Below are 14,201 nucleotides of genomic sequence, written 5' to 3' on the forward strand. Positions count from 1 at the left end.
TGGCGGGGCATTCGAGCATGGCCAAGGCTGCAAAGCGCATAACGGAATCGTCGCGGAAAAACCCTAAGAACCACGTCGCTTCCGTTGGGAAGGCCTTCGCGGTGCTCAAGAGTTTCAGCAGCGAGGCCTTCGAGCTGACCCTGAGTGAGATTGCCGCACGGGCCGAGCTCGATCGCGGGACGGCGTTCCGCCTGATCCAAACACTGACCGAGCTCGGCTATCTCCAGGCCGTTCCGCAAAGCCGCCGGTTCCGTCTCGGCGTCGCCTGTCTCGACCTCGGCTACACCGTGCTGTCGCACGGCTCGCTGCGGCCGATCGTCGAGCCGCTGCTGCGCGACCTCGTCCCGGCGGTGGGCGATGCGGCCTCGCTCGGCATTCTCGATGGCGGCGACGTAGTCTATCTCGCGCGCGTCGGTGCCGGCCTCGACCGTCACAAGATGGACCGCCGGCCGGGCACGCGCATTCCCGCCTACAGTGCCGCGCTCGGCCATGTCATGCTGGCGCATCTGCCACGCGACCAGCAGATCGAGCGGCTCGAGTTGCGTCCTCGCGTCAAACTGTCGGAGCGAACGCTGACCGATCTCGACGCACTGCTCGCCCGGCTCGATCAGGTGAAGAAAAAAGGCCATGCCGTCTCCGACGGCGAGAATGCCTATGGCCTGCGCACGCTGGCAACGCCGATCTTCGACGCTCAGGGTTTTGTGATCGGCGGCTTGAGCGTCACGGTCGATGCGATGCGCATGGACATGGCGGCCTTCCGCGACCAGGCGTTGCCGCGGCTGATGCAGGCGACCGCCCAAGTCCAGGATCTCGCGATCAAATCGGGATTGACGAGCTGAGGGTGGTGACGGCGATCAGATCACGATGTGATCGAAGTCGGCAGCGATCCGCGTATTCGGAAACATCTTTGTCGCCTCCGTCAAGATCTCTTCATCCTCGTATCGTCCCGACATGTGGACCAGCACGAGCTGCTTGACGTTGTTGGCAGCGGCAAACGAAGCGGCTTCGGTTGCCGTGAGATGGCCGTAGTCCCGCGCGGTCGCGGCGTCACGATCGAGGAACGTCGCCTCGATCACCAGCAAGTCGGCGTCGGCGACATGTCGAGATAGACCATCGGTGGTTTCGGTGTCGCCGACCACGACGAGCTTCCTGCCGCCGCCCGGCGGGCCCAGGACGTCTTCCGGATCGATGGTTCGACCGGCGATCACGACCGGTCGTCCGGCGGCCAGCTCTCCGCGCATCGGCCCGTCCGGGACGCTGAGCAACGCGAGGCGCTCGGGCAGAAGGTGGCGGCGTGCGGGACTTTGGAAAGAGAAGCCAAAGCTGTCGGTGTCGCGGTGGCGGACCGGAAAGCAGTCGATAGTGAAGTCGCCGGCATCGATGACTTGCCCCTCGGTCAGCGGCGCGAATGCCACAGGGATCGGCGCCCTGCCCGCGCCCCACAGACCTGCAAGCATGCGAACGACGATGTCGAGCGTGCCCGGGCCGGCATGAACGGTCATCACGTCGGAGGTCTGCCGCAACCCCAGCGTCGAGAAGAGACCGGGGATGCCGAGCACGTGATCGAGATGCCCGTGCGTCAGCAGGATGCGGTCGAGCCGGCGAAAGCCGGCGCCACTGCGCAGCAACTGGCGCTGCGTGCCCTCGCCGCAATCAACCAGAATGCGCTTGCCCGCGACCTCCACCAGGAGGGCCGGATGGTTGCGCTCCACTGAGGGAACGCTTGCCGAGGTGCCGAGAAATGTCAGGGCGAACATGGTCGTCAGCGTCCAGAGACCGACCTCTCCCCGGCAGCCCTTCAACGGTCCGCACGGTGGATGGCCTCACCGTCCCCAATGCCATGCGAGCAGCAGCGCGTACAGGCCCATCGAGCCCGCATAGAGCGCGGCAAGCAATGCATATCCGGCGATCTGGCGGCCGAGCGCTGCCTTCGGCTTGATCCACCAGTCGAGCGCCCTGAAGGCGGCCGGCACGAGAAACCAGCCGAGCAGCTGGGTACTCACGAGATTGCCGACGAACAGCGACAGCCAGACGGGCACGCCGTGGCTATCGATCAGCGGCGCGCTGACGAAATAGCCCCAGAGATAGACCACGGGATAGAGCACCAGGAGCACGATGAGGTTGCTCTTCCAGATCAGACCCGCACTCTGCTCCGGCGCCTGGGCCTTCCCCGTTGGGAACCAGAAATTGAAGCCGTAGCTTGCCCGCTTCACGTTCATGCCGGCGTTGAAGCGCGCGCCTTCCTCAAGCAGCGTCTGCCGCAAGGGCGAGTCGAGCCATGCATTGAGGTTGGCATCGCTGTCGAACGACAGGATGACGATCCACTCGTCGTGCAGGCCCGAGATAGGCCGCTCGATCTTGTGGCGCAGGAACCCCCTGAACTCGGCCTCCGCGGCCTGGATGCGCTGTTGCCATTTGAGGAACGCATCCTCGAGTCCATCCGGCACCTTGAAGGAGATGACGGCGGAGACCGCGCTGTCGCGCTGAACGCCGGTGTCGGGAAGGATATGGACGTCCTCCGACCCGACGAAGAAGCGCTGCACGTCCGCGATCAGCCGCGCCCGTACCTCGCTCTGAAGCCAAGCGCGGGCAGCGGCCGGATTCGCGAAACGTACGATCGTCACCCAGTCCACATGCGCCGGCGGCTGCGGCGGCACGACCTCCTGGCTGAGGAAGCCAGGCCACGCCTTCAGCACCTCGCCGACCTCGCCGTTCCAGCGCGCGAACGCGGCAAAGCCGTCGTCGGCGATGCGGCGCTGGATGACGAGGGCGACCGCCTGGGCCGCTGGATCCGGAGATGCGCTCATCGCGACCGTCCGCTTCAGCTCTGCTTGAAGAGGCGCTTGCCCATCACCCAGGTCTCGTCGACGCAGCGGTCGTCGCCGACCATCATGACGGCGAACAGCATATTCGCGACCTCATCAACCGTGCGCGGACCAGCACCGTCGGCGATCAGCGACTGGTGCCAGGGTTGCGCCAGCTGGCCACCATTCGGATCGAGCGCGACGAAATCGGCCTCCTTGCCGGGCTCGAAATTGCCGAGCTTGTCGTCGATGTAGAGGCCTTCGGCGCCGCCGAGCGTGACCGACCAGAAGCCGCGATAGGGCGAGAGCTTGTTGCGCTCGGCTTCCGCAAGATCCTTGCGCGCCGGGTCGATGCTGCCGTCGAGCAACGTGTTGTTGCACATGCCGACCTTGTAGGCGTCATCGAGCACGGAAATCATCGAGAAGCGGTTGCCGCCGCCGACGTCGGTGCCGAACGACATCTTCACCCGATGCTCGGGATCGGTGGCGCGGCCGAGGCGGAACAGGCCGCTGCCGAGGAACAGGTTCGAGCACGGGCAGAACACCACCGCGGCGCCCTTCTTGGACATGCGGCGGAACTCGTTGTTCGAGAGATAGACACCATGGCCGCCGGAGAATTTTGGCCCGACCAGGTCGAACTTCTCGTAGACACCGAGATAGTCCTGGCAGTCCGGATGCTCGACCAGCACGCCGCTGCACTCGGCCGGGTTCTCGGAGATGTGGGTGTTGACCCAGCAGTCCGGATGCTCGTGCTTGAGGCGCTGACACGCCTTGAGCAGCTCCGGCGAAGCGCCGAAGGCGAAGCGCGGCGTGATGGCGTAGAGGTTGCGGCCCTTGTTGTGGTACTGCGCGATCAGACGCTTGCTGTCGCGATAGAAGTTCTCGGGCGTGTCGATGAACTCGGCCGGCGCGTTGCGGTCGATCCCGGTGAGGCCCGCGATCACGCGCATGTTGCGGCGGGCGGCTTCCTCGAACAGCTCTTCGGTCGAGACCGGCGAGGAGCTGGTGAAGGCCTGGCAGGTGGTGGTGCCGGCGGCGAGCAGTGCGTCGAGAAAACGCTTCACGCCCTCGCGCGCGTAGTTGCGATCCTTGTACTTGATCTCCTCGGGGTAGATCGACTTCTGGAGCCACGGCAGCAGCTGTTCGCCATAGGCGCCGAGCACGCGGGTCTGCGGCAGATGGATGTGGCCGTCGATGAAGCCGGGGACGATGATGCGGTCCTTGATATGGGTGATCTCGACGCCCGGGTGCGCGGCGGCGATCTTCTCATACGGACCGAACGCCTTGATGACCCCATCCGTGACGACCATGAGGCCGTCCTGGTGAAAGCGCGCGGCAGCCTGCTCGTTGCCGATGTGCTTCCAGGGATCGTCGACGAAGTCGAAGAATGTGCCGCGAATACCAACGGTGGTCATGAGAGGTTCCTTCCTTAAGTCTGTGTGGCGTGGCGCGCTGCAGGCAGCGAGATCGCAAGCAGCGTGCCTGCGACGGCGCAGAGGCCGAGATAAAGCCAGCCGATCGGCGCCTGCGTCGCTTCGGGCAACACCGCTGCGATCGCCATGGCGCCGCTGACCGCGAGATAGCAGAGCGCGCTGATGAGGCCGCCGATCAGGCCGTGGTCGCGCTCGAACAGGCCGAGCGCCATGCCGTACATCATCGGGCACAGCACGCCGCAGCCGCCGAGCACCAGTGCACCGCCGATCGTGATCGACGCAAAATCAAGGCCGAGGGTCATGCCAGTTGCGGTCAAGACCACAGCGCCGGCGAGAAACAGCGCGAAGGCACCAAAAGCCATCACGCGGGCCGGCATCCAGCTCGCGAAGTGCGCACAGCCGAGCTCGCCAGCGAGATTGACGCCGCCAAGGCCGAGCGCGACGAGGCCGTAGATGGCCGCGGAATAACCGAGGCCGGTCTGGTAGAAGAACGGCGCGACGACGCCGAACGCCAGTTGCGCGCTGGCCGCGGCGGCGAACACCAGCACGAAGGCCAGGAAGCCCGGACGGACGAGCGCCTCGCGGAGAATGCTCGCCGTGCGGCGCGGATCGAACGGCGCGCGCCGCTCGGCCGGCAGCGTCTCGGGCAGAAGCAGCACGACGATCGCAGCGACGATGGCCGCGGCGATGGCAATGATGACGAAGACCCCGCGCCAGGACGTCAGCTCGACGATGAAGCCGCCGGCCGCCGGTGCGAGCACGGGTGCAAGCCCCCAGGCGGCGCCAAGCAGGCCGGAGATCGCCGTGAGCTCGCGGCCGCGAAAGCAGTCGGCCGCAACCGCATAGGCGACGACGAGGCAGGTGCAGCCACCGACGCCCTGCAGGAAGCGTAGCGCGAGCAGCAGCGATGCGCTGGTGGCGAGCGCACAGGCGATGCTCATCGCGATGAGAACCGATAGCCCCGCGAGCAGGACGTTACGGCGGCCAAGCGTGTCGGAGGCGATGCCGACAGGCACCAGCGCCAGACTCATGCCGAGCATGTAGGCGGTGACGGTGTTCTGCATCGACGCGGAATCGGTGGCGAGATCAACCACCATCTGCGGCAGGCCCGGCGTATAGGCATCGAGCGGAATCTGGCTGAACGGCACGACGCACAGCAGGATCGGCACGATCCCGCCCTTCGCGCGACCAGCGTCCGAAGCAACTGCAGTCATGGCTCACGCCCCCTCGATGCCCGCGGGTCCTGTCTTTTCGTGCGCGCAGTGAGAGGCGACGATGCAGGTTGCGGATTGACGCGCGGAGCGTGCCAGAACTGTGTGTAAAAACTCTTAGGGGGTCCGCCTCAATGCGGGCGGCCGAGGCTCTGGTCCTCGCTGTCCCGGGATGCTCCAACAAAAAATGCGAAAACAACCCCATGCACAGTACAAATCATTGAAGAATTTCGCTTCGGCATGACGCGAGCCTAGCCCCGAGGACGTTTGACACGTCGGGCAAAACAGGCGCAGGACTGCACCATCCCCGCCTGTGAATTCGCCGTCGCACAGAAGCCATTAACCGTTCGGAAGGCATCGCCGTTTCGAACGCAGGTTCGGCATCAGCCGGGTGCAGATCAAAGCAAGAAACCCTTGAGAGCTCCGAGAAACTGCCGCGGCGACTGAAGCTGCGGCACGTGCGCGCAGCCTGGAATGACCTTGAGTTCGGCGCACGGCAAACCGGCGGCCAGCTCATGCGACATTGGCGGAGGCGTCGCCTCGTCGTGCTCACCGACCAGAACGAGGGCAGGAACTTTCACCGCGGCAAGTTCGGCGCGGAGATCGAGGCTTGCCAACGCGTCGCATGCGCTGCGAAACACATCGGGATCCGTCCGCAGAAAAGCTTCGCGACGATCCCGCATCAGTTCGGGATGCTGCTCCTGAAACTCGGGCGCAAACAGACGCCGCATCGCAACGTCAGTGATCGCCTCGAGGCCCTTCTCCCGCGAGACCATCGCCATGTTGCGAAACGCCTCGCGGCCGGGCTCCGAGAACGCCGCGCCGCAATCGGCGAGGACGAGCTTGCTGGCGATCTCCGGGTGCCGGATCGCCATCTGCAAGGCGACGAAGCCGCCATAGCCGTTGCCGAGCACGATCGCCGGCGCACCGCCCGCAGCCTCCTTCACGGCCTCCGCCATCCTGTCCGCGACAACGACGAGCCCGCCCCCGACCGCGCGTGAGCGACCGAACCCCGGCAACTCCGGCACGATGGTGCGAAACGATCCCTCAAGCTCGGGCACGATCGCATCGAAGCTCGCACGGTCCGACAACAGCGAGTGGAAGAGAAACAGCGGCGGCCCTTCGCCCGATTGCGCGGCGTTGACGGTCCCGTTGGCAAGAAGCCTGTCCATGTCCGGTCTTTCCTTAACTTCGTCGGCGGGATCACACCCGTTCGCGTGCCGTGGAGGCCCCCGATTGATAAATCAACTGTCAGGGAATTCAAGCATTTGGCGCTTGACGTGAAATATCAGACTTGCCAGATTATCGCCAACGAGGTCCCTAACGATCATGCTTTTACGCGAAAACATCTACGATCTTCTCAGATCTGATATTTTAGCTTGTCGCTTTGCTCCAGGCGATGAAATGCGGGAGCAGGATCTGGCCGAACGCTATTCGGTGAGCCGCCAACCGGTTCGGGATGCGCTTTTGAGGCTGCAGCGCGAGCACCTGGTGACGGTGCAGCCGCGCCAGGGCTACCGGGTCACCCCGATCTCGCTGTCGGACGCCCGCGACCTCCTCCGCTTCCGTCTTGCGCTGGAGCCGGCCTGCGTCGCCGAGGCGATCGAGAGCGCTCCCGACAGCGTCCTGAAATCGCTCGATGAATTTCGCCGCTTCTCCGGCGACCACGAGGACTTCATCGCCTACAACCGCGGCTTCCACTCCGCGCTGGCTCATGCGTCCGGCAATCGCCGCATGGCGACGGCGCTGTGCGACCTGATCGGCCAGGCCGACCGGCTGGTTCGCGTCAGCGTGTCCAATCTTAGGGGTCACGACCCGGCAAAGCTCGTCGCCGAGCACGTTGCCCTGATCGACGCCATGCAGAGCCGCGAAACGCGAACCGCCGCGCGCATCATCAAGGCCCATATCGGGGCCACCGAAAAACGCGTTCTGCCGGCGCTCAAGCGCAATGCCGTCATCGTCGAGGAGAGGTCATCATGAACATTCCGTCGAAACCTGCGTCGATCGACGTCGAAATCCATGGCAATTTCATCGACGGGCGTGAAGTCGAAGCCGGCAACGGCGTGATGCTCGACGTCCGCAATCCCGCGACCGGCGACGTCATCGCCCGCATTCCCAATTCGACCGCCGAGGACATCGACCGCGCGATGAAGAGCGCGCGCGCGGCGTTCGAAGGCAAAGCCTGGGGCGGCATCGACACGCGCGCGCGTGCCAGACTGGTCAACAAGCTCGCCGATGCCTTCGAGGCCAATCTCGACAGCCTGTACCGGCTGGAAACCCTCAACAACGGCCGGCCGATCAACGAGACCCGCGCCCAGCTCTCCCGCCTGCCCGATTTCTTCCGCTACTTTGCCGGCGTTGCGCTGGCGCGCCGCGACTCCGTCATCCCCGTCGAAGGCGCCTATCTGAATTATACGCTTCGCACCCCGATCGGCATCGTCGCCAATTGCACGCCGTTCAATCATCCCTTGATGATCCTGTGCAAGTCGCTGGCCGTGGTGCTGGCGACCGGATGCGTCACCGTGGTCAAGCCGTCCGAATACACGCCGCTGACGACGTTGAAGCTTGCGCAGATCTTCACCGAAGCGGGCCTCCCGCCGGGCGTCTTCAACATCGTTCTCGGCCTCGGCCAGAGCGCCGGCAAGATGCTGGCCGAGCATGGCGACATCAACAAGCTGGTCCTGACCGGCGGTACCGAGGCCGGCCGCATAGCCGGCAGCGCGGCCGCAAAGGTGTTCGCGCATCAAACCATGGAACTCGGCGGCAAGACGCCGGTGATGGTGTTCGACGATTTCGATGTCGACCGCGCCGTCAACTACGCCGCGTTCGGCGCTTTCATCGGCGCCGGACAGACCTGCGTCTGCGCCTCGCGCCACATCGTCCAGGCTTCGATCTATGACGAATTCGTCGAGAAACTGCAGGCCAAGACCCGCACGATCCGCGTCGGCGATCCCTTCGACGCGAGCACCCAGATGGGCCCCGTGATCTCCGCCCGGCAGCGCGACCGCGTTCTCACCTACGCAGGCTACGGCCACGAGGATGGCGCGCGTCTCGTCACCGGCGGTGTTGCCGCGAAGGTGGCAGGTCACGACAACGGCTATTTCGTCGAGCCGACCGTGTTCGCCGACGTCACATCCGACATGCGCATCTTCCAGGAGGAAGTGTTCGGTCCCTTCACCTCGGTGACGCCGTTCAAGGACGAGGCCGACGCGCTTCGGCTCGCCAATGACTCGCCGTTCGGCCTCGCTGCGGCCATCCGCACCCGCGACGTCGCCCGCGCCCACCGCGTTGCCGCTTCCGTCAAGGCCGGCATCGTCTGGATCAACGATCACCATCGGCTCGACCCGGCTTCGCCCTGGGGTGGCGTCGACGATTCCGGCATCGGCCGCGAATGCGGCACCGAGAGCTTCAACGACCACTTCAACACCAAGAGCGTGATGGTCGCCACCCACGAGCAGCCGTTCGACTGGTATCGCGACACGGCCAACCAAAAGCGCCTGAACTAGCAAAAAAACGACAAGCGGCCGACCGTCCATAGAAGGCGGGCCGCATCGACCAGATCAACAGTCAAGGGAGAGCGTATATGTCGACATCGGTGAACGCCGGCAGCCGTCTGGATCGGCTGCCGATCGGGCCATTCCATCGCCGCATCATGCTGCTGATCGGCATCGGAATGTTTTTCGACGGTTTCGACATCTATATCGCCGGAACCGTGCTCAGCGTCACGCTGAAGACCGGCTTTTCGACCCTCGCCCAGAACGCGGTTTTCATCTCCGCGACCTTCGTCGGCATGATGCTGGGATCATTCGGCACCGGCTTCCTCGGCGACCGCTACGGACGCCGCTTCACCTATCAATTCAATTTGCTCCTTTTCGGCGTTGCCTCCCTGGCCGCGGCTTTCTCGCCGAACATGGCCTTCCTGATCGCCTGCCGCTTCGTGATGGGCGTTGGGTTAGGTGCGGAGAATGTCGTCGGCTATTCGACGATGACGGAATTCGTGCCCGCGCGCACCCGCGGCAAATGGCTTGGCTTCACCACCGTGTGCGTCGTCACCGGCCTGCCCGTGGCGCTATTGGTCGCGTCCGTGGTGGTGCCGCAATTCGGCTGGCGCTCCATGTTCGTGCTCGGCGGCGTCGGCGCGCTCGTGGTGTGGTACATGCGCAAGTCGCTGCCGGAATCGCCGCGCTGGCTGGAAGCGGTGGGACGCACCGACGAGGCGGAAGCGCTGATGCAGACCATCGAGAAGGAAGCCGCGCAAGGCCAGCCCCTGCCTCCTCCCGCGGCCACGACGCCGGTCCCGGCATCTGCCGATCTCGGCACGCTGTTCACCGCGCCCTTGCTGTCGCGGATGATCGTCGGCGCCGTCTGCCTGATCACCATCAACACCCTGCTCTATGGCTTCGTGACCTGGCTGCCCGTGTTCTTCGTCAAGCAGGGCCTCTCGATCGCGACCTCGTTCGGCTATTCGCTGCTGATGGCGCTCGGCGCGCCCGTCGGCTCGGCCATCGGCGCGCTGACCGCCGACCGCTGGGGCCGCAAGCCGACCATCATCGGCGCATCCCTGATCACGGTGATGCTTGGAATCCTCTACCCCATGATCTCCGATCCGATCCTGCTGCCCGCCGTGGGCTTCGCGCTGACGGTGCCGATCTACGTCCTGGTCGCCCTTCTGTTCGGCATCTATATCCCGGAGCTGTTTCCAACCGAGGTCCGCCTGCGCGCCTCCGGCATCGTCAACACGCTGGGGCGCGGCGCCACCATCGTCACACCGTTCCTCGTCGTGTCGCTGTTCGAGACGCGCGGCGTGGCCGGCGTCATGGCCTTGATGATCGGACTGCTGGTGGTGCAGATCATCACGGTCTGGGCGCTCGGCATCGAGCCGCGGCATCGCAGCCTCGAGGAACTCAAGGCGGAGGAATCTGCTTCGCCGGTGCTGAAGGAAGCTTCCTGAGGCTCTCCACCGCGTCATGGCCGGGCTTGTCCCGGCCATCCACGCCTTGTGACGCCGCACTGAGAACGTGGATGCCCGGGACAAGCCCGGGCATGACGACCAGATGCGATAGCGTCGTAGCCCGGATGAAGCGATAGCGTAATCCGGGTCATGCATCCGCGTCGGGATATCTCCCGGATTGCGCTGCGCTCCATCCGGGCTACAAGGTCTCAGCCGGGATACAATGGAGCTCGTGATGACCGCAGATGCCGCTGACCTGGACTACGGCTCGATCGGCGCACTTCTGAGCGCCCTGCACGCGCGCAAAGTGTCTGCGTCCGAGTTGCTCGCGCATACGATCGCGCGCATCGAGGCGCTGGACGGCCGGATCAATGCCATCATCGTTCGCGATTTCGATCGCGCGAGAGAGGCCGCACGCGCCGCCGATGCCGCGCTTGGCCGCGGCGAACGACTGCCTTTGCTCGGCATCCCCGTGACCCTCAAGGAACCGTTCAACGTCGCCGGTCTGCCGACGACATGGGGCTTCCCGCATTTCAGGGATTTCATGCCTGCGGACGATGCCCTTGTCGTCTCGCGGCTGAAGGCGGCAGGCGCCATCATCATCGGCAAGACCAATATCCCGATCGGCTTGCGGGACTTCCAGAGCTACAACGACATCCACGGGACGACCAACAACCCGTGGGACCTCGGCCGGTCACCCGGCGGCTCCTCAGGCGGATCGGGCGCGGCGCTGGCCGCGGGTTTCGGTCCCCTCTCGATCGGCTCGGACATCGGCGGCTCGATCCGGGTGCCCGCGCATTTCTGCGGTGTGTTCGGACACAAGCCGAGCCTCGGCCTGGTGCCGCTGCGCGGCTACAGCCTGCCGCCGGCACTGCCCGTCCCCGGCCAGGGCGATCTCGCTGTCGTCGGGCCGATGGCGCGCAGTGCCTCGGACCTCGCGCTGGCGCTCGACGTGATTGCCGGCCCCGACGCGACGCGCGACGGGATCGGCTATCGCCTTGCACTGCCGGCCCCGCGGCATGACCATCTCAAGGGTTTCAGTATCCTCGTGATCAATACGCATCCGCTAATGGCGACCGGAGACGCAGTGCGCTCAGCCATCGGGCGATTGGCCGACCGGCTCGGCAAGTCAGGCGCGCGGGTCGCGCGCGCGAGCACCTCGCTGCCCGACCTCGCCGACTCCGCGCGGCTCTACATGAAGCTGTTGAACGCAGCGCGAAGCCCGCGGCTGACGCCGGCCGCTCTCGCAGAGGCGCAAGGAGTTGCCGCGGCACTCGCGCCCGACGACCGCAGCCTGCAGGCCGAGCGCGCGCGCGGCTGGGGCATGATCCATCGCGATTGGCTGGCGACCGACGCGGCGCGCCTGCAGTTGCAGCAGAAATGGTATCAGCTGTTCCGCGAGTTTGACGCGGTGATCTACCCAGCCGCCGCCGTGCCGGCCTTTCCGCATGATCACTCCGAGCCGTTCGACGCCCGGCAACTGGACATCGACGGCAAGCTCCATCCCTATTCCGATGCGTGCTTCATCTGGGCAGACCCCGCCTCGACCTGCGGACTGCCGGCAACCGCCGTTCCGATCGAGCGAACGACGTCGGGCTTGCCGGTCGGCGTTCAGATCATCGGGCCGTACCTCGAGGACCGTACGACGATTGCGCTCGCCGGGTTGATTGAACGCGAGTTCGGTGGCTTCGTCCCGCCGCCGGCGCTGCAATCCTCAAAATGACAACGGCCGGCGGCCGTCACCTTCTGTCGGACGACTGCGCCTCGACCGCCTGCACGGCAACGCTCGCGACCTGACGCAGCGCCTCGCGGTCGGAGCCTGAGGACGCCATCACGCCCATGCCGACCGAGACGGCCGAGACGTAGCGCGCGAGCGCGGCGGGATCAGAACTCGGCTTGAGATCGCCTTCGGCCTTGGCGCGAACAAAGCGCTCGCGGAGCTGGTCTTCGTTCTCGGCGCGGCGGGCGGCAAGCTCGAACGGGACGTTTTCGGAGCCGCTACCGCAGGCAATGCCGCCCTGCACGAGCAGGCAGCCGGGCGGATTGGCGGGGTCGGTCTGCTTTTCGGCGATGCCCATCAGCATCCGCTCGGCGACGTCGCGGGCGGTCGGTGCGGCGACCACCTCGTCCATCCAGACGCCGCGCAATTTGGTGTAACGGTCGAGCGCGGCCTTGAGCAGGCCTTCCTTGTTGCCGAAGCAGGCGTAAAGGCTCGGGGGATTGATGCCCATGGCCTCGGTGAGCTGGGCAATGGTGGCGCCCTCATAGCCGTGGCGCCAAAACACTTCCATCGCCTGGTCCAACGCCGTTTCGGCGTCGAATTCGCGGGGGCGTCCCATGCCCATGTGCCTGTCTCCTCGGAATTCAGGTTCTGCCTGAGGCTTAACGCCCAATCCTATCTATTTGTTCTAGCTTTATTTTCTGCAGTCTTCCAATTCTTGCGGTATGCCGCTACAATTTTCTTAGTGAATGATACATAAGTATCTTGCACTGCGGCATCCAGCTCCACATCTGTAGTGAACACTACATATCTGGAGCGCGCAAATGCATCCCTCGCAAAACTCCCCCCGCACCGGCCGTTTCCGCCGCCTCCTCGGCGGCGTCGCCATCGTGGGCGCCCTCGCCGTGGCCGGCGCGATCGCGACCGGCCACTACTTCCGTGCCGCCCAAGCCACGGCAACGGCTGCCGCTGCCGAGCAGGCCGTCTCGGTCACCGTCGCGATGATCGAACCCAAGCAGACCGTGCTGTGGGACGATTTCTCCGGCCGGCTCGAGGCCATCAACCGTGTCGAGCTTCGTCCCCGCGTGGCCGGTGCGATCCTTGCGACCAACTTCACCGAAGGCGCGCTGGTGAAGGCCGGCGATGTGCTGTTCAAGATCGATCCGGCACCTTACGCCGCGGAGGTCGACAAGGCCAACGCCCAGCTCGAGGCTGCCAAGGCGCGCGTCGTGTTCACCCAGAGCGAGCTCGAGCGCGGCGCGCAGCTGGTCGGCAATGCCGTGGTCACGCGGCGCGACTACGACCAGCGCGACAACGCCAATCGTGAAGCCATCGCCAACGTGAAGGCCGCCGAAGCGACGCTCCAGACCGCAAAGCTCAATCTCGACTACACCGAGGTGCGTGCGCCCGTAGACGGCCGCGTGGGCAAGTTCGAGATCACCGTCGGCAATCTCGTCGCCGCCGGCACCGCCTCCCCGGTGCTGACCTCGCTGGTGTCGGTCAATCCGATCTACGCCTCGTTCGATGCGGATGAAGAGGTCGTGCTGCGCGCGCTGAACTCGATCGCGGATACCTCCGGCCAACGCGGCAAGCTCGACCAGATCCCGGTGGAAATGACGACATCCGGCGGTCTCTCGGCGAAGGGTCACATCCAGCTCATCGACAACCAGGTCAACGGCCAGAGCGGCACCATCCGGGTCCGCGCGGTGTTTCGGAACGAGGACGGGCGTCTCATCCCCGGCCAGTTCGCCCGCGTGCGCATGGGCCAGCCGAAGCAGCAGACGCTGGTGATGATCGACGAGCGCGCGATCGGCACCGACCAGGACAAGAAGTTCGTGATGGGGGTCGGCGACGACAGCCGTGCGGTCTACCGGCCGATCACGCTCGGCGGCTCGGTCGACGGCCTTCGCATCGTGACGGCGGGGCTGAAGCCCGGCGATCGCATCATCGTCAACGGTCTCCAGCGCGTGCGTCCGGGTGCGCTGCTCAAGACGGAGGTCGCGGCGATGGGTGCGCGTGGACCGCAGCAGGCCTCCAACCACAGCAACCAGGATGTGGTGCAACGCTAGCTACATCATTCCG

12 protein-coding genes are annotated in these 14,201 nt (G+C 65.3%); 6 read left to right on the forward strand and 6 right to left on the reverse strand.

The genetic code is table 11. From position 1 onward, the window contains the following. Positions 1–17: 17 nt before the first annotated feature. The gene (locus tag OWC48_RS00410; RefSeq protein ID WP_282518147.1) at positions 18–839 is read left to right on the forward strand and encodes an IclR family transcriptional regulator; all 822 of its coding nucleotides are present in this window, start codon (positions 18–20) and stop codon (positions 837–839) included. A gap of 15 nt (positions 840–854) precedes the next feature. Here OWC48_RS00410 and rnz read toward each other — a convergent pair whose 3' ends face one another. The 5 genes from rnz to OWC48_RS00435 all read right to left on the reverse strand — a co-directional run bounded on the left by rnz (position 855) and on the right by OWC48_RS00435 (position 6,620). Then, a complete protein-coding gene (gene rnz / locus OWC48_RS00415; RefSeq protein WP_282518148.1) occupies positions 855–1,757 on the reverse strand; it encodes a ribonuclease Z in 903 nt (300 codons plus the stop codon). Positions 1,758–1,823: 66 nt separating this feature from the next. After that, positions 1,824–2,807 carry an antibiotic biosynthesis monooxygenase gene (locus OWC48_RS00420; protein ID WP_282518149.1) on the reverse strand — a complete coding sequence of 328 codons (984 nt, stop codon included), beginning with the start codon at positions 2,805–2,807 and terminating at the stop codon, positions 1,824–1,826. Between the two features lie 14 nt (positions 2,808–2,821). Then, a complete protein-coding gene (gene guaD / locus OWC48_RS00425; RefSeq protein ID WP_282518150.1) occupies positions 2,822–4,219 on the reverse strand; it encodes a guanine deaminase in 1,398 nt (465 codons plus the stop codon). A gap of 14 nt (positions 4,220–4,233) precedes the next feature. Further along, on the reverse strand, positions 4,234–5,451 hold the full coding sequence (locus tag OWC48_RS00430) for a multidrug effflux MFS transporter (protein ID WP_282518151.1): 1,218 nt from the start codon (positions 5,449–5,451) through the stop codon (positions 4,234–4,236). Positions 5,452–5,846: 395 nt separating this feature from the next. Then, positions 5,847–6,620, reverse strand: a complete 774-nt coding sequence (locus OWC48_RS00435; protein ID WP_282518152.1) for an alpha/beta fold hydrolase — start codon at positions 6,618–6,620, stop codon at positions 5,847–5,849. Between the two features lie 157 nt (positions 6,621–6,777). Between OWC48_RS00435 and OWC48_RS00440 the strand changes: the two genes are divergently transcribed. The 4 genes from OWC48_RS00440 to OWC48_RS00455 all read left to right on the forward strand — a co-directional run bounded on the left by OWC48_RS00440 (position 6,778) and on the right by OWC48_RS00455 (position 12,122). Beyond that, positions 6,778–7,428, forward strand: a complete 651-nt coding sequence (locus tag OWC48_RS00440) for a GntR family transcriptional regulator (RefSeq protein WP_212453567.1) — start codon at positions 6,778–6,780, stop codon at positions 7,426–7,428. After that, entirely contained in the window at positions 7,425–8,954 is a 1,530-nt protein-coding gene (locus OWC48_RS00445; RefSeq protein WP_282518153.1) for an aldehyde dehydrogenase, read from the forward strand. Before OWC48_RS00440 ends, OWC48_RS00445 begins: the two co-directional genes overlap by 4 nt. A gap of 77 nt (positions 8,955–9,031) precedes the next feature. Continuing rightward, a complete protein-coding gene (locus OWC48_RS00450; RefSeq protein ID WP_282518154.1) occupies positions 9,032–10,399 on the forward strand; it encodes an MFS transporter in 1,368 nt (455 codons plus the stop codon). A gap of 235 nt (positions 10,400–10,634) precedes the next feature. Then, positions 10,635–12,122 carry an amidase gene (locus OWC48_RS00455; protein WP_282518155.1) on the forward strand — a complete coding sequence of 496 codons (1,488 nt, stop codon included), beginning with the start codon at positions 10,635–10,637 and terminating at the stop codon, positions 12,120–12,122. 16 nt (positions 12,123–12,138) lie between these two features. Here the strand turns inward: OWC48_RS00455 and OWC48_RS00460 are convergent, their stop codons facing one another. After that, the gene (locus OWC48_RS00460) at positions 12,139–12,744 is read right to left on the reverse strand and encodes a TetR/AcrR family transcriptional regulator (protein ID WP_282518156.1); all 606 of its coding nucleotides are present in this window, start codon (positions 12,742–12,744) and stop codon (positions 12,139–12,141) included. Positions 12,745–12,943: 199 nt separating this feature from the next. Between OWC48_RS00460 and OWC48_RS00465 the strand changes: the two genes are divergently transcribed. After that, positions 12,944–14,188, forward strand: coding sequence for an efflux RND transporter periplasmic adaptor subunit (locus tag OWC48_RS00465; protein ID WP_282518157.1), 1,245 nt, complete (start codon positions 12,944–12,946; stop codon positions 14,186–14,188). Positions 14,189–14,201 lie beyond the last annotated feature (13 nt).

It is taken from the genome of Bradyrhizobium sp. Arg816 (genome assembly GCF_029989365.1).
In the GTDB taxonomy this organism is placed as follows: domain Bacteria; phylum Pseudomonadota; class Alphaproteobacteria; order Rhizobiales; family Xanthobacteraceae; genus Bradyrhizobium.